Source organism: Streptomyces thermoalcalitolerans (assembly GCF_039525155.1).
Classification (GTDB): Bacteria; Actinomycetota; Actinomycetes; order Streptomycetales; family Streptomycetaceae; genus Streptomyces; species Streptomyces thermovulgaris.
On sequence record NZ_BAAAHG010000037.1, the window covers coordinates 47,460 to 69,495 of the forward strand.

The following is a 22,036-nucleotide window of genomic DNA, read 5'->3' on the forward strand; positions in this document are numbered from 1 at the left end:
CGCTCATCGCTGGGTGTCGACCGCGGCGAAGAGCACGCCCGTCCACGCCGTGTCCCGCTGGGAGTGGAGCCGGAAGGTCATCTGGTCACCGGTGCGCGGCAACTGGTCCGTCAGGTCGAACACATCGGAGTCGTAGCCGAGGGTGTGGGCGTACGACGGCACACGCGCCGGGGGAGCCGCGGGGTCGCTGATGGTGGAGTTCAGGACATCGTTCGCGGGGTTGGCGGGGTTCGAGAGGGTGACGGACTTGTCCTGACCATCCGTCATGGTGAAGGAGTCACCGGTGGTGCCGCGGTCGCCGTTGTACGCCACGAATCCGGCGATGCCCTTGGCGTTCGCCGGGAAGCGCAGATTGCGCAGCCGCATCTCCTGTGCCCCGCGGGACTTCAGCGGGGCGAAGCCGTCCCAGAGCGCGATGTCGCGCAGCGGCTCCGCCGGGTTCTCGTAGGCCACCACCAGCGTCCAGCCGCCCCACGCCCCGGCCGCCGACTTACCGGCCGCCACATTGACCTGCGCCACGGTGTACAGGCCCGGACCGCTCTCCCGCACCAGCTTCGTCACGTCGGCCGACGCCTGGAAGGCATCGGCGCCGTCCGCCACGCGGTGTCCGATCACCGTGTCGGCGAGAAGTTCCTTGTACGCCCCGCCGGGTTCGGCGATCAGCACGCGGTTGTTGTCCTCCGGCGGCTTCTGCTCGCCCACGCGCAGGTTGCCGCCCCAGTACAGGCGCGCGTACGTCACCCGGGAGCCGGCGGGCAGACGGACCTCCGCCTGGGAGGAGTTGTAGGTGTTCGGGTCGTCGTCGACGTCGACGTAGAACATGTCGAAGTCGCCGTTCTTCCCGCGTCCGCCGGTCTGCGCGGCCGAGCACGAGGGCGCCCCCGGGGTCGTACGGCAGGTGATGGAGACGTTGGCCGCGCGCACGATGCCGCCGTGCTGGATCGCGTGGTACCGCTGGCCGAACGTGATGCCGGGGGCTTCCGGAGCGGGCAGCGCGGCAGCAGCGGGTGAGCCGGCGGGGGCCCACAGCGCGGCAAGGGCGACGGTGCCCACCGTCGCACGAAGCAGCGGAGCCAGGGAGTGGCGCATGACTGTCGTCGACCTTTCGAAGGCAGGTGGGGTGACAGGCGGCGTACCGATGAGGCGCGTCCGCCTGCACAGGGGTGTTGGAAGGTGCGCCGCAACATTAGCCACTAACTGGACAATTGCGATGAAATCCTATGAAACCTGAAAAGTGTGTCGGAGTCGTGAAGGAGGGGCCTCTTCCTGGGATCACCCGAATGGCGGCACAACTTGGGGGTGGGCCTCGCGTTGACAGAGAGCCGGGCATCTTGCCTCGGGTCTTTGAGAAGTCAACTCCAAGGAGTGCATTCCATGTCGCGCATCACCAAGGGCCTGCTCCTCACCTCGGTCGCGGCCTCGGCCATCGTCGCTGGTTCCGGCGTCGCCTCCGCCGAGAGCGAAGCCACGGGTGGCGCCCTCAATTCCTCGGGGCTGCTGTCGGGCAATGTCGTTCAGGTTCCGGCCCACGTTCCGGTCAACGCCTGCGGCAACACCGTCCACGTGGTCGGTGCGCTGAGCCCGGCCACCAACAACACCTGCGCCATCGACTGACGCCCCTCCTGTTCCCCCGATCCGGCCGCTCTTTCGGCAAGGAGAGCGGCCGGTGCCGTTTTCCATGCCGGGGACAGGGAGCGGCCGGCCTGTCCGTCCAACTCGTCCTCGAATTCGGCCGGGTCGCTTTCGAAATCCCCGGACGGCAAGGACGGAGAATCGCCGGACCCGCCGTCCTGCCGGCCGGTCCGGCCCGTGAACGCGGTCGCGCGGGGGAGCCACCCGGTGCGCCGTGCCGCCGACGTCACGCGCTGGGGCCGAGACGGACGCTGTCCCCGGTGCAGCCGATCACCGCCGGTACCGCCGCCGAGGCGTGAACGCTGTCGCTCCTTCGGAAATCTCATATGAGGAGTCGGAAACTTCGGTGCCCCAGGTTTCCGCCCAGGCCAGGGCTCGTTGTACACGGCGACACAACTCCTCCGGCGACCTACGTTGCCGAAGAAAGGAATACGGATGAAGTCCCTGAAGGCTGCCGCCGTCGTTGCCGGGTCCTTGATCGTCGCCGGTGCCGCTACGCCGGCGGTGGCACAGAGTTCCACCCCCGTGGCGTCCTACAACCTTGACGGCGCCGTGAACACGACCACCGAAGGCACCCGTGACGCCAAGGGTCCCTTGGGGACGATGTCCCTGAAGGTCGATTCCGACAAGGTGCTCGACACCGAGAGCAAGGGGTCGGTGCTCCACACGGTGAAGGACACCACGAACACACTGAACGACCGCAAGCCGTTGCTCGGCGGTCTGCCCTTGCAGGACTGAGACCAGGTCGTCTCAGCCGTACGGAGCCGGCCCTCGATGGCGTCGAGGGCCGACTCCGTTTTTCCCGCCCGCGCCGCCCCGTTTTCCCGCCCGCGCTGTCCCAGCCCCACCAGCCCGGCTGCGACACAAGACCCGCTGCGCGGATCCCGGGCCGAGAAAAATCGAGTGCGCCCCTCAGTACGCCCCACCAAGGGAGTGACGGGGTCTCACGTCCCTTGCCGCCTGCATCGGTGTCCTGAGTCACTGGAGACATCCAACCGGTGGGCAGCCCATCCCGCTCGGGGGCGTGACTCCGGTGTGTCCTCCAGCCCCTCTACGGACAGGGGGCTCGGGCTCCGCCGGAGCCGCGATGGGCACCCTCGAGGGGGATTTGGATCCCCAGTCGGTGCCACGTCCGCGGCACCGACTGGTCGGTTGTCGGGCGACAATGCCGAGTTGGTTCCCATGGATGACCCCTTGGCTGACACCCTTGTCGGACACGCGGTGTTGTGGGCCACTCGTGGTATAGAACCGGCTGCCCGCTCGCGGGCGGCACCACCATGACCATCCCGGGCACGGGCCTGTCCACGGCGAGCAGCGTCTCCTGAGGCGAAGGCCGTTTCGTCGAGTGTGAGGGCAGCGACCCGGGCGAGAGGGTGGCCGCGTGTGTCTGCCACCGATGACGGCACTGGCCCATCGAACCTTTGTTTACGTACGCGGAGGCAGCCTCGGAGGCACACAGCGGAAAAGCGGGACACGGATCAGCCGTCCTCTTCCGCCGGCACGCCGCTCCGGGCCGACCGCGCAGGCGTCGACCAGCCTGGAAGAAATGAGCACCGCGGGGATGACGGCGAGTTCGACGCCCCATGCCACGAGAAGGTACGAGCGTGAGCCGACTGCGCTTGTGGAGCGTCGTCGCGGCCGTCATTGCTGCACTTTCCTGATGACCTCGGACAACACCGTGGTGAAGGTCGCCCTTGCCTCTGTCGGGTCGCGGACTGGATCTGCCCTGGAAGGATCTGCTGGGGGCTCTTGTCGGCGGAAACGGGTGCGGAGGCGGTCCGGAAACGCACTGCGCGGGCACGTTCCGCGCAGCCATCGCGGTGGCCGACGCGAGTGCGGTCGTACGTCCCTGCCTGCGTTGTGTATGCCCATATCCCACGGGACATCCCTCAGGCACCGGTTCGCGGTCGTGCCGGGCGAGAGAGCTGCGGAAAGCCCGGCCGGGGAACTTCTTGGGACAACCGTGTGACGGCCCGCGACCCCCACGGCCCTCGGGCGTCGATATCACGCGAGGCGCGGGCGCGGCGGGTTCCTCGGGAAAATCACCTGCCACAGAGTGAACAACGCTTTCGCCGATCGTCTCGGGGACCGGTGTCGGGAGAGGCCGGATGCCCGCTGAGAAAAGCGAATCGACGGCCCTGGAGCTTTCCGTGGCTCGTACCTGGTTCGTCTGAGCAGCCGCAGACCAACGTTGTGAATTTATCTGGTAAATGCTCCGTCTGCGGCAACTTCTGGCTGTATGGGTGACGGCGCGGGTCTTCATGCTGGAGTGATCGTTGGGCTGGGTGTTCAATTCTGCTCACGGGGCTCCGCAACGGCTGGGCTCCATCGCAGAAGACCGAAGGGAAGAAATTCCGTGTCGAAGATCAGCTTCGAAGAGCTTGACGGCCTGACCGGCGAGATGCTGCCGGAGCGCGCGGTGCTGTCGGCCTTCTACGGCGGCGGCCACGACGGCAGCAACATTGTGAGCAACCCCGTTTGCGCGACCCAGCAGCTCCAGCCGTCGGGTGTCCTCGGATACCTCCTGGGGACCCAGTCCCAGAACCAGGTCTGCCACGCCTCCGTGGCCAGCTCCAACTAGTTGGCGGGGCAGCGGCCGGGGCGTTCTGTCCCGGCCGCCGGCCTCGTATGCGTATGTACTCGAAAAAATGTGCCATCGGGTGTTCGAGACGGTGCCGGGTACCTCGTCGAGGTGGCGCGACACCGTTTTCAGTGTTTTGAGTGTCCCGGCTCTGGAGTTGCCCAGGAGGAACCCAGTGTTCCTTCCGGGGCGTTGTTTCTCATAGAAACATTGCTCCTCACTGCGCTTTCGGCAGCAGCACATACTCATTATGGCTGGTTATGGCTTCTCGAAGGCGGTGGCAGCAGATGGTGGGGGCAGCAGAGCGGCGCGCGCTTTCGCCGAGATGCCCGGTTCCCTGCGGAGTCGGCCGCGTCCATCGGTTCGAGCTTCACCGGGTCGCATCAGACGCATCCATGTACCCGCTGAAGAAGGCGAGTTGACGGCCGCATAATCTTCCGCGCGCTCATGCCGAGTTCACCGAACAGCCGCGGATCTGCACGGTGCATTTATCTGCCGGTTGCTCCGTCTGTGGCAACTTCTGGCTGTATGGGTGACGGCGCGGGTCTTCACGCTGGAGTGATCGTTGGGCTGGGTGTTCAATTCTGCTCACGGGGCTCCGCAACGGCTGGGCTCCATCGCAGAAGACCGAAGGGAAGAAATTCCGTGTCGAAGATCAGCTTCGAAGAGCTTGACGGCCTGACCGGCGAGATGCTGCCGGAGCGCGCGGTGCTGTCGGCCTTCTACGGCGGCGGCCACGACGGCAGCAACATTGTGAGCAACCCCGTTTGCGCGACCCAGCAGCTCCAGCCGTCGGGTGTCCTCGGATACCTCCTGGGGACCCAGTCCCAGAACCAGGTCTGCCACGCCTCCGTGGCCAGCTCCAACTAGTTGGCGGGGCAGCGGCCGGGGCGTTCTGTCCCGGCCGCCGGCCTCGTATGCGCATGCGCTCGAAAAGATGTGCCATCGGGCGTCCGAAGCGGTGCCGAGTGCCTCGTCGAGGCGCCATGGCGCCGCTTTTTGTGTGATGAGCGACTCTTGGCTCCGGAATCCCCCCGGAGGAGCTCGGTGCTTTTTTCGGGGCGCTGTTTCCTGTAGACACATTGCTTGTCGTTGCGCTCTCCGACAGCGGCACATATCACTTGTGACGTGCCGAAGGCGGTGACGGAAGACGGTAAGGACAGCGGAGCGGCGTGCGCCTCCGTAAAGGAGCGCGACCCCCTGCAGGCCCGGCCGCCACAAGGCCCGGCGGGAGAACTATCCCTTTGGGAGACCACCATCAGTACACACACATCCACGCCGGTTCAGGCAGAGCCGCCTGCCCCTGCCGGGGCCATGCCCATGCTCACCGAAGGAACCGAATTGGTGGGCGAGTTCGCCGGCTCCGGATACCGTCGTCCACCACGCCTGGTGTACCGCTTCGACGGGCAGGTCATCCAACTGCCCGATCTGCTCTACGAGACCGCCAGGGCGCTGGAGCGGCACCAGGGCGAGGCGGTGAAGTCCGGGGACAGCCGTCAGCTGCTCGACAGCGTGGCGCAGGAAGTCACCCGGGCCACGGGACGTACGTTCGCCGCCGAGCATGTGGCCTTCGTGCTCGACAACAAACTCGCACCGCTCGGGATCACCACGCGGAGCGACGGCACCCTTGCCGAGTTCACCAAGGCCGCGCATCCGTTCCTCGGTCTTCGGCATCGCACCGCGGTGGTGTCCGAGAAGGGTTCCTGGTTCCTCGCGGGACTGTTCGCCTGGCTGTTCCAGCCCGTTCTCGTGCTGTTGTTCGTCTCCGCGTTCCTGGCCGCCGAGATCTGGCTGTTCAGCACCCACAACGCGAGCTACGCCATGATCGCGGTGATGTCCGACCCCAGCGGTGTTCTGATCATGCTGGGGCTGGCTCTGGCGTCCGCGGCCTTCCATGAGATCGGCCATGCCGCGGCCTGCCGTTACGGGGGAGTGCGCCCCGGGGTCATGGGGTGCGGGCTCTATTTGGTGTGGCCGGCCTTCTACACGGACGTCACCAACTCCTACCGGCTCGACCGGACCGGACGGCTGCGCACCGTTCTGGGCGGCGTCTACTTCAACAGCCTGTTCATTCTCGGCCTGATCGCGCTGTACCTCGCCGACCCGTCCCCGGTGGTGCTGGCGGCGATCATGCTCGTCAATCTGGAGATGCTCCAGCAGCTTCTGCCGACCCTCCGTTTCGACGGGTACTACATCATCTCGGACCTGGTCGGCATCCCGGATCTGTTCAAGTACATCGGGCCCATCCTGCGACGCAACATCCTGCGACGGCCGCCGGAGGAGCGGCTCAAGGCCCTCAAGCGGTGGCCCCAGGCCGTCGTCACGGTCTGGGTTCTCGCGGTCCTGCCCGCCCTCGCCCTGCAACTCGGCCTCATCGCCTTCCGCATCCCCCAGATGGCGATGGCGGCGTGGAACACGTCCCGCGAGCTCTTCACCAACGCCACCGCCAGCAGCACCCCCGTGCTGAGCACCGCGGCGGCCTGCGTGCAGATCCTTTTCCTGCTGCTGTCGCTGGCCGGCATCCTGCTCATGCTCTGGTACCTGGGAAGTGCGGTGGTCCAGCTCATCCGCAAGCGCTTCAGCAAGAAGGCGGACCTCGCCGAGGTGCACCAGCACGGGAGGCCGTGACCGCCGCGGCGGGGAGCCGCGGCCACCGGAGCCGCCCGGCCACGCCGCGCGGGTGCGCCTTTACGGCCCCGGCGATCAGTCCCGTCCCAGAACGGTCTGCCGACCAAGAAGTCGGCAGACCGTTCTGCTTTCTCCGCCGACCCGTCCGGCGCCGTACGCCCGCGCACGCCGACCGGACAGCAGGGCGCAAAACGGAAAACGGAAAAGTGTTCACGCGCATTCGCCGGCCCTCGGGCTGGCGGCCCCAGGAGTGCGGCGGGGAGAAGGCCGTACCGGCGCTGCCCGTGGGTCCGCTGCGATTCCTGGCCGGGTGCGCCGTGTCGCCGGGCAGGTGTTCCTGCTCCAGGTCATGGTCGTCGTCCTGGTCGTCGCCGCCGCTCCGGCGGCCCTTGTGCTCCAGGCCCGCGAGGACGGCATGGCCGATGCCCGGCAGCGGTCCCGGGACATCGCCGGGACGCCGGTGTACGCCCCGGACACGCCGGGATCCATGACCGGCCCCGATCCTTCCGGGCAGTTGCAGCCTCTCGCCGAGAAGGTCACGAAAGAGACCGGTGCCGACCTCGTCGTCGTGTACTCCAGGGACGGGGTCCGCTGCGCCGGACCCACGGCCTCGGGCCGGCGGAGATGACACGGATGTACGACCACCACGACGCCATCCTGCACGCGGTGCGGGAAGGCGTTCTGATCGTCGGCGAGGACGGGCGGCTGCTGCCGGCCAACAGCGAGGCCCGGCGGCTGCCGGACCTGCCCCCGGACGCGGAGGGGCGCAGGACCGACGCCCTTCCCCCGGCCGCGCGAGCGACGGCATCGCCCTGCTGGTGGTACGCACCCATGTGCTCGGCCCCGAGCAGGTCGCCGACTGGGACGTGCCCTGCGACCGCGGCCGTGCCGCGGGTCCGCGCCGAGGCCGTGGCGCGACGGGAGGCATGGGGGCCGGCGGAGGCCGGCTTCGCCACCGAACTCATCCTCGGCGAACCGGTCACCAACGCCGTCCGCCACAGCAGCGCCCCCCCGTCCACGTCCGCCTGCTGCGAACCGCAAACTGATCTGCGAGGTCTCCGACGGCAGCAGCACCTCGCCCCATCCGCGTCACGCGGCCACCACTGACGAGGGCGGACGCGGCCTGTTCCCGGCCGCCCGGTACGCCGAGCGCTGGGGTACCCGGTGCACCGCCACCGAAAAGATCATCTGGACCGGGCAGCCCCTGCACGACGGCGAGGCGGAATCCGGCGGAGACGGGGACGACCCGCTCGACCAGCGGGCCGATGTGACGCTGTGACACCGGCACCGGGCTCGGGCCGGACGTTGGCCTGAACGGGGGATTTTTGGAGATTCGTGCGGCCCTCCGGCGGAGCGGCGGAGCGCTGATGCCGGCCGCGCCCAGGACATGCCGCTCGAGGCGTTCCGTACCGTTCCCGGCCGTGTGCCGACGTACTCCGCCGGTGGGAACGGTTGGATGGGGGAGGGGTTCGGCTTGTGACCTGCGGCACACCTGTGCGGTGCAGCTCGGCCCCGGCGTCCCACCGCCCGCCGCCCGCGCCGTCGTGGGGCACGGCGCGCTCAATGTGACCAGGACCATACGCGCCCGCGCCGAGCCGAGGGAGCAGCGGGCTGCCCTGAGCCGGCCGGGGCCGCCGGCCGGCAGTGGCGGGAGCGTTGCCGTCGGCGGTGCCGTCACGGACACGAAACGCCCTGGAGGGAGGATTCCCTCCGGGGCATTTGTGCTGGTGACAGGTGGCGCCCCCGGTAGGACTCGAACCTACGGCCAAGCGCTTAGAAGGCGCCTGCTCTATCCGCTGAGCTACGGGGGCCTGTGTGGCGCGGCCTCTGTCCTGGTGCCCGAGTGAGGGCTGATCCCTGACAGCGCCGGGGACAAGGATAGGGCTCCCGGATCCCTGTCCCTGTTGCTTCGCCTCCGTGGCTCGATGTGGAGGTCCGGTGAAGCGGTCCTGATAATCGCAGGCAGGTGCGAATCTCGCATCGCTTTTGGCGTTCGGCGCACCTGGTGTTGTGCACTCGTTATGCCGGGGCTCTACCCGCGTCCCAGTCGCCCTTTCCGCCCCTTGTGTTCCGTCGGCGCGCGAACACGCTCATATGCTTCAGAATTCCCCTAAAATTGGGCATTCTTCGCATGTGGTGACCTTGGACGTACGGCCTCAACTGCTCGACGCACTCTCCGCCCTGCGCGACCGTGTCGCCGCCGTGCGCTTTCCGCTGCCCTTGGAGGGGGCTCCTCGCGCGCGTGCCAACCGCGACGAGTTGCTCGCCCAGCTCGACGACTATCTGGTGCCCCGGCTCAAGGAGCCCCAGGCGCCGCTGCTGGCGGTCGTCGGGGGGTCCACGGGCGCCGGAAAGTCCACCCTGGTCAACTCCCTCGTCGGACGGCGGGTCAGCGAGGCGGGCGTACTGCGGCCGACCACCCGCACCCCGGTGCTGGTCTGCCACCCGGAGGACCACCACTGGTTCAGCGGCATGCGCGTCCTGCCCCATCTCACGCGCGTGTGGACGCCCCGGGACGAGCCCGACCCCACGGACGGCGTGCTGACACCCGGGCAGGACCCCTCGCGGATCCTGCGCGTGGAGACCGTCGAGACCCTGCCGCCCGGCCTCGCCCTGCTCGACGCGCCCGACATCGACTCCCTGGTCGCCGACAACCGCTTCCTCGCCGCCGAGCTGATCTGCGCCGCGGACATCTGGGTCATGGTCACCACCGCCGCCCGGTACGCCGACGCCATCCCCTGGCATCTGCTGCGCACCGCCAAGGAGTACGACGCCACGCTCGTGACCGTGCTGGACCGGGTGCCGCACCAGGTCGTCTCCGAGGTCTCCCGCCAGTACGGGGCACTGCTCACCAAGGCCGGGCTCGGTCATGTGCCGCGGTTCACCGTGCCGGAGCTGCCCGAGTCCGCCTGGGGCGGAGGGCTGCTGCCCGCCACCGCCGTCGCCCAGCTGCGCGCCTGGCTGATCCACCAGGCCCAGGACCCCGCCGCCCGGCAGTACGCCATGGCCCGTACGGCCCACGGCCTGCTCGACTCGCTGAAGTCCCGGATGCCCGAGCTGGCCAGCGCCGCCGCCGCCCAGTACGCGGCCGCGCTGCGGCTCACCTCCGCCGTCGACAGCGCCTACGACAGCGAGTACGCGCGCGTGCGGAGCCGGCTGCAGGCCGGCGCCGTGCTCGCCGGGGACGCCCTGAAACGGTGGCGTGCCTTCCCTCTGGACTGCTCCGCCGGCGAGCTGCTCGACGCGCTCACGGAGAGCCTCGGCGCCCTGCTGCTGTGCGCGGTCACCGCCGCCGACGAGCGCATCGACGAGGCCTGGCGGCGCGAGCCGGCCGCCCGTGCCCCCGAACTCGCCGTCCGCGATCCGGAGCCGGAGAGCGCCGAGCACCGTATCGGGCTGGCCGTACGGCGATGGCGGCGCGAACTGGAGGAGTACGCCGAGGACGAGGTGCACGAACTGGAGCGCGGCGTCGCACCGGACCCGGAGGTCGTCGCGGCCCTGGCCGCCACCGGGCTGCTGGGGGGCCGCCGTGCGCGGTCCGCGGGCGAAAAGCTCGCAGAGCGGATCGGCGCGCACGGGGCACTGCGGCTGCGCGACCGCGCCGGACGGCTGCTCGCCGAGCTCCTGGAACGGGTGATGCAGAAGGAGCGTGAGCGGCGTCTGGCCCCGCTCGACGCCCTCGAGGTGCACCCCGAACCCCAGGCCGAACTGATCGCCGCGCTGTCCGTACTGCTGAAGGAGAGGTGACCGGTGACCGCCGTCACTGACCAGGACCGAACGGAACACACGGAGCACACCGAGCAGACGGAGGGCGTCGTCGCCATCAGGAGCAACGGACCGGGCGGGCAGGAGACGGGGGAGGACGGGATCGAGCACTTTCAGGCGGTCGAGGACGCTCCGGAGGCCGGAAACATGGAGAAACCGGAGAAACCGGAGAAACCGGAGAGGATCGAGAGGCCCGAGAGGCCGGAGAAACCGGTGAACGCCGAGGAACACCGCCTCTCCGCTTCCGCGGCGGAGACCGCGCACGCCACGCTCGCCCCCACGCGCGTGGGGCACGACGACCGTCCCCCGCGCGTGAAGGACGACGACCCCCCGAGCCGTACGGAGCCCGACGGCGTCTGGGACGATGGGCTGATCGCGCGCCGTGTCACCGAGCCGGCCACCACCGGCACCACCCCCCTCCTGCCCGCCGAGTCCAGGCCCGCCAGGACGCCGACGGTGCCCCCGCTGACGTACGACGCACCGCTGCAGGCACGGCTCGACGCGCTGCGCGAACTGGTGGGCCTGTCCCGCACCCGGCTCGACAGCGGCACCCTCGCCGAGGCCAGCCGGGTCCTCGACGAAGCGGCGGCACGGCGCCGGCTCTCCGGACAGCACACCGTCGTCGCCATCGCGGGCGCCACCGGCAGCGGCAAGTCCCAGCTGTTCAACGCGCTCGCGGGAGTGGCCATCTCGGAGACCGGCGTACGCCGGCCGACCACCGCGGCGCCCATCGCGTGCAGCTGGAGCGACGGCGCGGCGAGCCTCCTCGACCGCCTCGGCATCCCCGGGCGGCTGCGCAGACGCCCCCTGCAGGGCCCGGAGCCCGATCCGCAGCTGCGCGGGCTGGTCCTGGTGGACCTGCCCGACCACGACTCGGCCGTCGTGGAGCACCGTGAGCAGGTGGACCGCATCCTCGCGCTCGTCGACGCCGTCATCTGGGTCGTCGACCCGGAGAAGTACGCCGACGCCGTCCTCCACGAGCGCTATCTGCGTCCCATGGCGGGCCACGCGGAGGTCATGTTCATCGTCCTCAACCAGGTCGACCGGCTGCCCGGCGAGGCCGCCGAACAGGTCCTGGACGACCTGCGCCGGCTGCTCGACGAGGACGGCGTCGCGCTCGGCGAGCACGGCGAGCCGGGCGCGACCGTGCTCGCGGTGTCCGCGCTCACCGGGGACGGCATCGGTGAACTGCGCGAGGCACTCGGCCAGTTCGTGTCCGAGCGCACGGCCGCGGCACGGCGGATCTCGGCCGATGTGCGCGCCGCGGCACAGCACCTGCGGCCCGTGTACGCCACCCGGCGGGGCGCCGGGCTCAGCGAGGAGGCACGCGAGGAGTTCGCGGCCCGCCTCGCGGACGCGGTGGGCGCCACCGCGGCGGGCGAGGCGGCCGAGCGGGCCTGGCTGCGCAATGCGAGCAAGGCCTGCGGCACCCCCTGGCTGCGGCTGTGGCGGTGGTGCCGGGACCTGCGCGAGCCGCCCACCGGCCGGCTGCCGCTGCGTGCACAGCCGGAGGAGGAGGCCACCGCACGGCAGCGCGTCGAACAGGCGGTGCGCACCGTGGCCGACCGGGCCTCGGCCGGCCTGCCCGCGGCCTGGGCGCAGGGGGTGCGCGAGGCCGCCGTACGCGGTGCCCAGGGGCTGCCCGAGGCGCTGGACGAGCTGGCGGCACGCACCGAGGAGCCCCCGGGACGGCCGCTGCGCCCGGGCTGGTGGCCGGCCGCGGTCCTCGCACAGGCGGCGATGACACTCCTCCAGGTCGTCGGGGGGCTGTGGCTGACCGGACAGATCATCGGGGTGATGGCGCCGAACCTGGGGGTACCGGTGCTGCTCATGATCGCCGGCATCGTCGGCGGGCCGCTCGTGGAGTGGAGCTGCCGGATCGCGGCACGGGGACCGGCACGGCGGTACGGGCAGGAGGCGGAGCGCCGGCTGCGGGAGGCCGCGGCGGGATGCGGTCGTGCCCGGGTGCTGGATCCGGTGGCGGCGGAGCTGCTGCGGTACCAGGAGGTGCGCGAGCAGTACGCACGGGTCCTGGGGACGAGGATGCAGTGAGGACGGGAATCGAGGGCGGGAATCGAGGGCGGGGATGAGCACGGGGATGAGCACGGTGATGAGGGCGGGGACGCGGTGAGGGCGAGAACGCAGTGAGGACGAGAGTGCGGTGAGACAGGGCGAAGACCCCTGCCGCCTTTGCCGCTTCTGCCGCTCCGGCCGTCCCTGTCACCCGTACGGGTGAGGGAGTTTTCCCCAGGCGGACGGTGGTCCACAGGCCCCAGCGGGCCCGGCCCGACGGAGGCAGTCTGGTCCCGCGGCGATCGCGAGGGACGCGGTCGTCACGGCAGACGCAGCCGTACGGGACGGGCCCGTACATGTGTCCGCGCGGCCCGGGCGGCCGGGCGGAGGAGGGGATCGGACGATGAACGAGACGATCGTGTGCACCGTGGGCAATGTGGCGACGCAGCCGGTGCACCGGGAGCTGCCCTCGGGCACCTCGGCGCGGTTCCGGCTGGCGGCGACCTCCCGCTACTGGGACCGGGAGAAGAACGCCTGGACGGACGGACACACCAACTTCTTCACGGTGTGGGCCAACCGCCGGCTCGCCGACAACGCGGTGGCGTCGCTGAACGTGGGCGACCCGGTCATCGTGCAGGGTCGGCTCAAGGTGCGCACGGAGAACCGCGACGGCACCAGCAGGACCTGGGCGGACATCGACGCCCTGACGATCGGCCACGACCTGACCCGGGGTACGACGGCCTTCCGGCGCACCGTCAGGACGGAACCGCAGCCCACGGGACAGGAGCCCGCGTGGGAGACAGTGGCCCCGGACGCACTCTCACCGCGACCACCCGAGCCGGCGGCCGCGGCGACGGGCCGGAACGAGGCGTCAGCCGATCTTGGTCATAACGATTGCGATTCGGATCGGTCATCTGACGATGTGACAGTCAGCTGATGGTGCGGGTGGTACCTAGGATGCCGGGCATGGCTCTCGGGGCTTGAAGATTCTGCTGGCGGGACCGCACCCCCCTGCGTCAACGGTCCCGCTCGGAGGGGAATTTCCGTGTGTGCTTGGTACTCCGGGCCGTCCGCGCGCGGGCGAGGGACAGCTCGTCTCGCCGTCGCGGCCCTGGTGTCGGGGCTCGTCACCGCCGGTGTGTTGGCTGCGGCCGGCCCGGCCGCCGCCGAGGAGACACCGCAGAGTCCGGGCGGGGCGACCGCCACCCTGGGCGGCCTGAAGGTCTACGGCACCGCTGTCGTCCATGACGACACCGGTGACCACCAGATCGCCGCGGGGCTGTTCGAGATGTCCGTCGACGGCGGCGGCACCCTGCAGACCTACTGCGTCGACCTGCACAACCCCACCCAGCGGGACGCCAAGTACCACGAGACGCCGTGGAGCGGCACCTCGCTGGCGGCCAACAAGGACGCCGGGAAGATCCGCTGGATCCTGCAGAACTCCTACCCGCAGGTGAACGACCTCGCGGCGCTCGCCGCCAAGGCGGGCGTCAGGAACCTCACCGAGCAGGACGCGGCGGTCGGCACCCAGGTGGCCATCTGGCGCTACTCCGACGGCGCGGACGTCGACGCCGTCGACCCCGAGGCCGAGAAGCTCGCGGACTACCTGGAGAAGAGCGCCCGCGACCTGCCCGAACCGCGGGCCTCGCTGACCCTCGACCCGCCGGCCGTCTCCGGTCACCCGGGTGAGCGGATCGGCCCGGTGACGGTGCGCACGGACGCGAGCAGCGTGACGCTCACCCCTTCCGTGGGAGCCGCCACCAGCGGCGTGCGGATCGTCGACGGGAACGGCGAGGAGATCACCTCCGTCGCCAACGGCAGCCAGGTGTTCTTCGACGTCCCCGAGGACAGCGCGGACGGCACGGCCACGCTGACCGCACAGGCCTCCACCACCGTGCCGGTCGGCCGTGCCTTCACCTCCGACAGCCGCAGCCAGACCCAGATCCTGGCCGGCTCCAGCGAGTCCACGGTCGCCGCGACCGCCCGTGTCACCTGGGCCGCGCAGGGCGCGATACCCGCGCTGTCCGCGACGAAGAACTGCGCCAAGGGCGGCCTGGACATCACCGCGGTCAACAAGGGCGACGAGCCGTTCGCCTTCGAGCTGATGGGCACCCGGCACACCATCGCCGCGGGCACCTCCCGGACGGTGACGATCCCGCTCCAGGAGGACCAGGCCTACGACTTCACGATCACCGGCCCGGGTGGCCAGGGGCAGCGCTTCACCGGCGTCCTGGACTGCGAGACCCAGGGCAGCCCGGTCGGCACCACGGCCCGGACGCTCAGCGCACCCAGCCCCCTCACGGTCGGCGCCCCCTCCGCCGACACCAACCTCGCCGACACCGGCGGCACCGACACCACCCCCATGATCGCCGCGGGCGGCCTCAGCCTGCTGGTCCTGGGCGCCACGGTGCTGAGCATCGTCCGCAAGCAGAAGGCCACCCAGGACTGACCGCGCACAGGTGCGGTGACCTCTTCGCCGGCCGGTCGGCCCCATGGCACCGACCGGCCGGCCGCCCGGCGCAAGGCGGTTGTCCCGCGCAAGGCGGTCGTCCTGCGCAAGGCGGCCGCCCCGCTCTGTCCTGCCTCGCGCCGGCGGCCTTCGCTCGGGACCGGTGAGCCACCGGAGCGGAGCCGGACGATCCATTTGAGCGGGGTGGGCCGGGGGCGGGCAGGGGCCACGCCGGATGCCGGGGGAGCAGGGCGTCGGACTGTTCGCCTTCAGCGGGCGGGGTGGTGGCGTCGCCGACCGGGAAGCGGCCCTCCAGGCCGGCGGCGCGGGGGTGTTCTGCGTTCGGCCCGTGGTCCGGTTCGTCGTCGAAGGTGCCTCGAAGGTGTCGGCCGGGGTGTCCCGATGAGCCGTCAGGGCGGCGGCCGGGTCCGTCGTTCGGTGATCTCCTCAGTGACCGCTGACGGCCGGCCGGGCCGCGTGCGCCGGGTGTGCCGTGTGGTGGCCGAGGAGGGCGTGCGGATCGCCCTCGACGGGGGTGTGGTCCGTATGGACGGTGACGGCGGTCAAGCGCGGGATGGCGTGCATGAGGGCGTGCTCGGCGGCCACGGCGATGCGGTGGGCCTGGACGACGGTCAGCCGCGCGTCGACCACGATGTCGGCTTCGGCGCGCAGGGCGTGACCGATCCACCGCATCCGCACCGTCCCGGTGCCGAGGACGCCGTCGACACCGCGCAGGGCGGTGTGGGCCGCGGCGACGAGGCCGGGATCGACGGAGTCCATCAGCCGCCGGCAGACCTCGCGGGCGGCGTCCTTGAGGACCATCAGGATGGCGAGGGTGATGAGCAGTCCGACGACGGGGTCGGCGGCGCGCCAGCCGAGTGCGGTGCCACCCGCGCCCAGCAGGACGGCCAGGGAGGTGAAGCCGTCGGTGCGGGCGTGCAGACCGTCGGCGACCAGGGCCGCGGAGCCGATGCGGCGGCCGGTGCGGATGCGGTAGCGGGCCACCCATTCGTTGCCGATGAAGCCGGCCAGTGCGGCGCCGGCGACGGCCCACAGATGGGTGATGTCACGGGGGTTGAGAAGGCGGTCGACGGCCGCACAGGCGGCCAGGACGGCGGATGCGGCGATGGTCGCGACGATGAGGACGCCCGCCAGGTCCTCCGCCCGGCCGTAGCCGTAGGTGTAGCGGTGGTTGGCCGCCCGCCGGCCGAGGAGGAAGGCGATGCCCAGCGGAATGGCGGTCAGCGCGTCGGCGGCATTGTGGAGGGTGTCCCCGAGCAGGGCCACCGATCCGGACAGGGCGACGATCACGCCCTGCACCAGGGTGGTGACCCCCAGGACGGCCAGTGAGATCCACAGCGTGCGCATGCCCTCGCGGGAGGTCTCCATGGCCGCGTCCACCTTGGCGATGGCCTCGTGGCTGTGCGGCGTCACCAGGTGCGCGAGCCGGTGCCGCAGACGCTTCAGCCGGGAGGCGCCGTGAGGGTGCCCGGAGTCCACGCCGGCGTGACCGTGCGGGTGTCCATGGCCGTGGTGCGTGTGCTGCTTCCCCTTCATGCGCTCACCGTGGCACACGAATTCGATTGCAGCTACAGCCGTCATACACCGTCTGACCAGGTGCGATGTGCTCGCAACAGCCCTGTGGGGGCAGTTGCTCCACCACGGCCGGCTCAGGCTGCCGCAGCCGTGCGGCATCAGCCGTGCGAGAGGATCCGTTCCGGCCGGCGAGTGGCCGGAGGAAGGGCCCGGACACGTCCTGCCCGCAGCGCCCGCCCTTCTGGACGCGGGCCGTCCCCGGACCGTGCGAGGTTGTCCGGAACCGGCCGAGGGTGATCGGAAGCGACCGGCGAGCCGTTTCCCGGCCGCCGACGAAAGCGCAGGTCAGAGCTATTGGGTCCCATGAGTTTCCGCCCAGGGGTGGCGGTACGGCAAGATGGGGTGTATCTGCCCACTGCCTGATTCCAAGCTGCCGGACGGTTTCTCTTGGCTGAGTTCATTTACACCATGCGCAAGGCGCGCAAGGCGCACGGCGACAAGGTGATTCTCGACGACGTCACCCTGAACTTCCTGCCGGGTGCCAAGATCGGCGTCGTCGGCCCGAACGGTGCCGGCAAGTCGACCGTGCTGAAGATCATGGCGGGGCTGGAGCAGCCGTCCAACGGTGACGCGTTCCTCACCCCCGGCTACAGCGTCGGCATCCTGCTGCAGGAGCCCCCGCTGAACGAGGAGAAGACGGTCCTGGAGAACGTCCAGGAGGGCGTCGCCGAGATCAAGGGCAAGCTCGACCGGTTCAACGAGATCGCCGAGCAGATGGCCACCGACTACTCGGACGAGCTGCTCGAGGAGATGGGCAAGCTCCAGGAGGAGCTGGACCACGCGGGCGCCTGGGACCTGGACGCCCAGCTGGAGCAGGCCATGGACGCGCTGGGCTGCCCGCCCGGCGACTGGCCGGTCACCAACCTCTCCGGTGGTGAGAGGCGCCGCGTCGCGCTGTGCAAGCTGCTGCTCGAGCAGCCCGACCTGCTGCTGCTCGACGAGCCCACCAACCACCTCGACGCCGAGTCCGTGGCCTGGCTGGAGCAGCACCTGGCCAAGTACCCGGGCACCGTCGTGGCCATCACCCACGACCGGTACTTCCTCGACAACGTCGCCGAGTGGATCCTCGAGCTCGACCGCGGCCGTGCCTACCCCTACCAGGGCAACTACTCCACCTACCTGGAGACCAAGGCCGCCCGCCTCAAGGTCGAGGGCCAGAAGGACGCCAAGCGGCAGAAGCGCCTGAAGGAAGAGCTCGAGTGGGTGCGGTCGAACGCCAAGGGGCGGCAGGCCAAGTCCAAGGCGCGTCTGGCCCGTTACGAGGAGATGGCCGCCGAGGCCGAGAAGGTGCGGAAGCTGGACTTCGAAGAGATCCAGATCCCGCCGGGCCCGCGCCTGGGCAACGTCGTCGTCGAGGTCGAGGACCTCCACAAGGCCTTCGGGGACAAGGTCCTGTTCGACGGCCTCTCCTTCACGCTGCCGCGCAACGGCATCGTGGGTGTCATCGGCCCGAACGGCGCCGGCAAGACCACGCTGTTCAAGATGATCCAGGGCCTGGAGCAGCCGGACTCCGGCAGCATCAGGGTCGGCGAGACCGTCAAGATCTCCTACGTCGACCAGAACCGCGAGAACATCGACCCGAACAAGACGCTGTGGGCCGTCGTCTCCGACGAGCTGGACTACATCAACGTCGGCCAGGTGGAGATGCCGTCCCGGGCGTATGTGTCCGCCTTCGGCTTCAAGGGACCGGACCAGCAGAAGCCGGCCGGGGTGCTCTCCGGCGGTGAGCGCAACCGCCTCAACCTCGCGCTCACCCTCAAGCAGGGCGGCAACCTGCTGCTCCTCGACGAGCCGACCAACGACCTCGACGTCGAGACCCTGTCCAGCCTGGAGAACGCGCTGCTGGAGTTCCCCGGCTGCGCCGTGGTCATCTCCCACGACCGGTGGTTCCTGGACCGCGTGGCGACGCACATCCTCGCCTACGAGGGCGACTCCAAGTGGTTCTGGTTCGAGGGCAACTTCGAGTCGTACGAGAAGAACAAGATCGAGCGGCTCGGCCCGGACGCCGCCCGCCCGCACCGTGCCACCTACAAGAAGCTGACCCGGGGCTGATCGAAGCAGATGCGCCATCTCTACCGCTGCCCCCTGCGCTGGGCGGACATGGACGCGTACGGCCACGTCAACAACGTGGTGTTCCTCCGCTATCTGGAGGAGGCCCGTATCGACTTCCTGTTCCGCCCGGACAAGGAGTTCCAGCAGGGGTCCGTGGTGGCGCGCCACGAGATCGACTACAAGCGGCAGCTCGTCCACCGGCACGAGCCGGTGGACATCGAGCTGTGGGTCACCGAGATCAGGGCGGCGTCCTTCACCCTCGCCTACGAGATCAAGGACGGCGACCGGATCTATGTCCGGGCCTCGACGGTGATCGTGCCGTTCGACTTCGAAGCGCAACGCCCCCGCCGGCTCACCGCCGAGGAACGGGAGTTCCTGCAGAAGTACATGGACGACGCGGCTGACGCGGCCGGCGCCGGGAAGGGAGCCGGCGTCGAGGAGGGGGCCGTCGCCGCATGACGGTGCTCCGCCTCGCCGACGGGACGGAGGCGGCGGACCTCGCCGCCTTCCTCTCCCGGCTGCTGCACTACGACCGTGCCGCCGCGGTGCGCCTGCAGACGGTCGGCACGGCGCTCGCGGTGTTCGGGCGTCCGCCGTCCTTCGAGGTGCTGGCGGTCCGCGCGGTGCGGCTGGCCGAGCCGTACGGGGAGGGGCCCGGCGTCACCCTCGACGTGACCGTCTCCGCCGGTGAACTGCTGGAGTCGCTCGACGAGTCGGCGGCCTCGGCCCGGGTCCCGGCCGCGGTGACCGGCCCGCCGTGGGCGGGTGTGCTCCCGCCGCGCGGCGGCTGGCGCCCGGAGCCGGGGCTTCCCCCGGCGAAGGAACTGGGCGCGATGGTGACCGCGGCCGTCGCCGAATTCCGTTCCCGCACGCAGGCGCTGGCCCAGGAGCGGCGCACGCGCGCCGAACTCGACCGGATCGGGCGGGAGATCTGGTCCCGGATGGTCGGGCGGACCCAGTTGCCCGTGCGTGCGGTGCACGCGGCGCAGTCGCTGCGGTTCCTCAGGCCGTCGGAGGACTCCGCGCCGGGGGGCCTGGCGCTGCTCTCGTCGGGTGCGTGGCTGCGGCTGCGCACACCGTACGGCTCGATCGCCGTACGGCGGACCGAGGACCGGCTCGGCGCCCTGGGCGTCAGCGTCCGCTGACCCGGTCCGGCCGGCTCTCCTCGCTGTCGTCCGGCCACACCGCGATGTGGTCCTGCTCCAGCTCCAGTGCCACCCGGTCGCGCATGCCCAGGGCCCGGGTGTACTCGGCGGGCAGTTGCAGACGGCCCGCGCGGTCCAGCATGGCGTACTCGCGGCTCACCACCCGCTCGTCCCCGGTCGTCGCGTCCACCTCGCTGCGGCGCAGCACCTCCGTGGACGTACGGCCGTCGCGGATGGCGACGGTGCGGCGGACCTCGCCGGCGACCGCCTGGTCGTGGGTGACGATGACAATGGTGGTGCCCAGGCTCTCGTTGGCGGTGCGGAAGGCGGCGAAGACCTGCTCGGCGGTGCGGGAGTCGAGTTCGCCGGTGGGCTCGTCGGCGAGCAGCACCGCGGGGTTGTTGGCGAGGGCCACCGCGATCGCGACACGCTGCTGCTGACCGCCGGACATCTCGTGCGGGCGGCGGTCGCGGCAGTCGTCCACCTGAAGCAGATCCAGCAGATCCCTTGCGCGTTCGGCCTTGGCACGGCGGCCCCGCCCCCACGTCCCGGACAACTGCATGGGCAGGACGACGTTCTGTGCCGCGGTCAGATAGGGCAGGAGGTTGCGGGAGGTCTGCTGCCAGATGAAGCCGACGACCTCACGGCGGTAACGGAGGCGGTCCTTCGCGGTCATGGTGAGCAGGTCGTGGCCGGCGACCCGGGCCGCGCCGGCCGTGGGGGTGTCCAGACCGGCGAGGATGTTCATGAGGGTCGACTTGCCGCTGCCGGACGCGCCGACGAGCGCCATGAGCTCGCCCTCGCGGACGAGCAGGTCCAGTCCCTGGAGCGCCTGCACCTCCACACCGTCGGTGGTGAAGACGCGGACCAGACGGTCGCAGCTGATCAGTGCGTCGTGGCCGTAGACCGGATGGGAGCGGTCCGCGGCGGCACGCCGGGCCAGGTCGGCCAGGCTGGGGTTCGTCGTCATCGGGGGTCTCCTGAACGGCGGCTGCGGCGACATGAGGGGCTGGGGTGACGTGAGTAGCTGTGGTGACGTGAGTGGCTGTGGTGACGTGAGCGGCTGAGGTGACGTGAAGGGCTGCGGCGGTCGCGGGGACCGGGACGGCCGTGGCGACCGCGGCGGCTGTGACGCCCGGCCGGCCTCATCGCGCGTCCCCCGCCCTCAGCTCCTGGACCGAGCTTCGCCGCCCCGTCCACCACGCCTGCCCGACGGCGATCCCCGCCACCAGCAGCAGAACCGCCACCGCCGGCAGGGCGAGGGACAGGGGATCCGCCCGCAGCGCACTCTCGCCGACGGCCGTCGCCTTCGGCGGCAGGGCGAGGGCCGTCAGGTCGATGCCGGGGGCCAGAAGGCGGATGGCCGCCCAGCCCGTCAGCGCGCCGCCCACCGCGGCGAGCAGAGCCTGGGGCAGCGACTCCAGGACGAGGAGGCGGCGGCCCTGGGCGCGGGTGAGTCCCATGGTGCGCAGGCGGGCGAGGAGCGCGGCCCGTTCGGGTGCGGCGCGCAGCAGGGCGAGCAGCAGGGCCAGGACGGCGTACCCGGCACCGGCCGCCACCGCCCCCGCATAGAGGGTCTCGGCGCCGGACTGCAGGGGCGAGTCGACGTACGCGGCCCGTTCCCCGGAGCGCAGGCTCACCGTGGCGGACCCGCCCACGGCCCGGCGCAGGGCGTCGGCGTCCAGGCGGTCGCCGGTCACGAGCAGGGTGGTGGTGCGGGCCGTCTTCTCGGTCAGTCCGGCCCGGTCCACGACCAGGAAGCCGGTGCCGGGCACGGCCGGGGTGTGGTCCCGGACCAGGGCGATGCGGACGGTGACCTCGGTGCCGTCGTCCAGCCGCACCGGGAAAGGCCGGGTGCCGTGCTTCTCGGCGACCGACGGGGAGGCCAGCGCCGGCAGCGGGGCCTGGGAGCCGGCCGGGCGGCGCAGCCGTTCCCCGGGGAAGGCGCCGAGCCCGGTACGGCCGGCCAGGGCCGCGTAGCCGGCGGGGTCGACGCCCGCCAGCGACACCCGGGCCGGACTGTCCCCCGCCTCGGCCTGGTGGTCGAGGCTCACCTCGGTGACCTCCCGCACGCCCGGTGTCCGGCGGACCCGGTCGGGCAGGCCGGCCGGCAGCGGGCCGTCCGCCCCGGCGCGAAGTCGGAGGCCAAGCGGTCTTAGGAAGACAATGTGAACT

At 70.8% G+C, this 22,036-nt stretch carries 16 protein-coding genes, 1 tRNA gene and 1 pseudogene; 14 read left to right on the top strand and 4 right to left on the bottom strand.

The window, feature by feature from the left end:
- Nucleotides 1-3: 3 nt before the first annotated feature.
- Nucleotides 4-1,089 carry a DUF3344 domain-containing protein gene (locus tag ABD224_RS20230; protein WP_344051877.1) on the bottom strand — a complete coding sequence of 362 codons (1,086 nt, stop codon included), beginning with the start codon at nucleotides 1,087-1,089 and terminating at the stop codon, nucleotides 4-6.
- Nucleotides 1,090-1,374: 285 nt separating this feature from the next.
- Here ABD224_RS20230 and ABD224_RS20235 point away from each other — a divergent pair, with 285 nt between their 5' ends.
- The 7 genes and pseudogenes from ABD224_RS20235 to ABD224_RS20265 form a co-directional block, all read left to right on the top strand.
- Entirely contained in the window at nucleotides 1,375-1,614 is a 240-nt protein-coding gene (locus ABD224_RS20235; protein ID WP_344051879.1) for a chaplin, read from the top strand.
- A 453-nt stretch (nucleotides 1,615-2,067) separates the two neighbouring features.
- A complete protein-coding gene (locus tag ABD224_RS20240; RefSeq protein ID WP_344051882.1) occupies nucleotides 2,068-2,370 on the top strand; it encodes a hypothetical protein in 303 nt (100 codons plus the stop codon).
- Between the two features lie 1,618 nt (nucleotides 2,371-3,988).
- Nucleotides 3,989-4,213: a hypothetical protein gene (locus ABD224_RS20245; protein WP_344051884.1), complete on the top strand. Its 225-nt coding sequence runs from the start codon at nucleotides 3,989-3,991 to the stop codon at nucleotides 4,211-4,213.
- Nucleotides 4,214-4,858: 645 nt separating this feature from the next.
- Nucleotides 4,859-5,083, top strand: a complete 225-nt coding sequence (locus ABD224_RS20250; protein ID WP_344051884.1) for a hypothetical protein — start codon at nucleotides 4,859-4,861, stop codon at nucleotides 5,081-5,083.
- A gap of 474 nt (nucleotides 5,084-5,557) precedes the next feature.
- Nucleotides 5,558-6,841, top strand: coding sequence for a hypothetical protein (locus ABD224_RS20255; RefSeq protein ID WP_344051887.1), 1,284 nt, complete (start codon nucleotides 5,558-5,560; stop codon nucleotides 6,839-6,841).
- Nucleotides 6,842-7,151: 310 nt separating this feature from the next.
- On the top strand, nucleotides 7,152-7,469 hold the full coding sequence (locus ABD224_RS20260; RefSeq protein ID WP_344051889.1) for a hypothetical protein: 318 nt from the start codon (nucleotides 7,152-7,154) through the stop codon (nucleotides 7,467-7,469).
- Nucleotides 7,470-7,626: 157 nt separating this feature from the next.
- Nucleotides 7,627-8,120, top strand: a pseudogene (locus ABD224_RS20265) (ATP-binding protein); the annotation flags it as partial.
- Between the two features lie 456 nt (nucleotides 8,121-8,576).
- Here the strand turns inward: ABD224_RS20265 and ABD224_RS20270 are convergent.
- Nucleotides 8,577-8,652, bottom strand: a tRNA-Arg gene (locus ABD224_RS20270).
- 322 nt (nucleotides 8,653-8,974) lie between these two features.
- Here ABD224_RS20270 and ABD224_RS20275 point away from each other — a divergent pair.
- The 4 genes from ABD224_RS20275 to ABD224_RS20290 all read left to right on the top strand — a co-directional run bounded on the left by ABD224_RS20275 (nucleotide 8,975) and on the right by ABD224_RS20290 (nucleotide 15,068).
- Nucleotides 8,975-10,588 (top strand): dynamin family protein, encoded by a 1,614-nt coding sequence (locus ABD224_RS20275; RefSeq protein WP_344051891.1) that lies wholly within the window; start codon nucleotides 8,975-8,977, stop codon nucleotides 10,586-10,588.
- A 3-nt stretch (nucleotides 10,589-10,591) separates the two neighbouring features.
- Nucleotides 10,592-12,658: a GTPase gene (locus ABD224_RS20280; protein WP_344051893.1), complete on the top strand. Its 2,067-nt coding sequence runs from the start codon at nucleotides 10,592-10,594 to the stop codon at nucleotides 12,656-12,658.
- Nucleotides 12,659-13,022: 364 nt separating this feature from the next.
- Entirely contained in the window at nucleotides 13,023-13,556 is a 534-nt protein-coding gene (locus tag ABD224_RS20285) for a single-stranded DNA-binding protein (RefSeq protein WP_344051895.1), read from the top strand.
- A 108-nt stretch (nucleotides 13,557-13,664) separates the two neighbouring features.
- Entirely contained in the window at nucleotides 13,665-15,068 is a 1,404-nt protein-coding gene (locus ABD224_RS20290) for a Cys-Gln thioester bond-forming surface protein (protein WP_344051897.1), read from the top strand.
- 447 nt (nucleotides 15,069-15,515) lie between these two features.
- Here ABD224_RS20290 and ABD224_RS20295 read toward each other — a convergent pair whose 3' ends face one another.
- Complete coding sequence (locus ABD224_RS20295) at nucleotides 15,516-16,625, bottom strand: cation diffusion facilitator family transporter (protein WP_344051899.1); 1,110 nt, start codon at nucleotides 16,623-16,625, stop codon at nucleotides 15,516-15,518.
- 426 nt (nucleotides 16,626-17,051) lie between these two features.
- Here ABD224_RS20295 and ettA point away from each other — a divergent pair, with 426 nt between their 5' ends.
- Genes ettA through ABD224_RS20310 form a run of 3 tightly spaced genes read left to right on the top strand, consistent with a single transcriptional unit; the run spans nucleotide 17,052 to nucleotide 19,861 of the window.
- Complete coding sequence (ettA, locus tag ABD224_RS20300) at nucleotides 17,052-18,716, top strand: energy-dependent translational throttle protein EttA (protein WP_344051901.1); 1,665 nt, start codon at nucleotides 17,052-17,054, stop codon at nucleotides 18,714-18,716.
- A 9-nt stretch (nucleotides 18,717-18,725) separates the two neighbouring features.
- Nucleotides 18,726-19,175 (top strand): acyl-CoA thioesterase, encoded by a 450-nt coding sequence (locus tag ABD224_RS20305; protein ID WP_344051903.1) that lies wholly within the window; start codon nucleotides 18,726-18,728, stop codon nucleotides 19,173-19,175.
- On the top strand, nucleotides 19,172-19,861 hold the full coding sequence (locus tag ABD224_RS20310) for a DUF8010 domain-containing protein (protein ID WP_344051905.1): 690 nt from the start codon (nucleotides 19,172-19,174) through the stop codon (nucleotides 19,859-19,861). Before ABD224_RS20305 ends, ABD224_RS20310 begins: the two co-directional genes overlap by 4 nt.
- Here the strand turns inward: ABD224_RS20310 and ABD224_RS20315 are convergent.
- A complete protein-coding gene (locus ABD224_RS20315; RefSeq protein ID WP_344051907.1) occupies nucleotides 19,848-20,831 on the bottom strand; it encodes an ABC transporter ATP-binding protein in 984 nt (327 codons plus the stop codon). The genes ABD224_RS20310 and ABD224_RS20315 overlap by 14 nt on opposite strands.
- Nucleotides 20,832-22,036: the final 1,205 nt, after the last annotated feature.

What these genes read in the sequence shown, in the direction of transcription:
- ABD224_RS20230 (WP_344051877.1), bottom strand. Translation starts at nt 1,089, where the DNA reads ATGCGCCACTCCCTGGCTCCGCTGCTTCGTGCGACGGTGGGCACCGTC.
- ABD224_RS20235 (WP_344051879.1), top strand. Translation starts at nt 1,375, where the DNA reads ATGTCGCGCATCACCAAGGGCCTGCTCCTCACCTCGGTCGCGGCCTCG.
- ABD224_RS20240 (WP_344051882.1), top strand. Translation starts at nt 2,068, where the DNA reads ATGAAGTCCCTGAAGGCTGCCGCCGTCGTTGCCGGGTCCTTGATCGTC.
- ABD224_RS20285 (WP_344051895.1), top strand. Translation starts at nt 13,023, where the DNA reads ATGAACGAGACGATCGTGTGCACCGTGGGCAATGTGGCGACGCAGCCG.
- ABD224_RS20295 (WP_344051899.1), bottom strand. Translation starts at nt 16,625, where the DNA reads ATGAAGGGGAAGCAGCACACGCACCACGGCCATGGACACCCGCACGGT.
- ABD224_RS20305 (WP_344051903.1), top strand. Translation starts at nt 18,726, where the DNA reads ATGCGCCATCTCTACCGCTGCCCCCTGCGCTGGGCGGACATGGACGCG.
- ABD224_RS20310 (WP_344051905.1), top strand. Translation starts at nt 19,172, where the DNA reads ATGACGGTGCTCCGCCTCGCCGACGGGACGGAGGCGGCGGACCTCGCC.
- ABD224_RS20315 (WP_344051907.1), bottom strand. Translation starts at nt 20,831, where the DNA reads ATGACGACGAACCCCAGCCTGGCCGACCTGGCCCGGCGTGCCGCCGCG.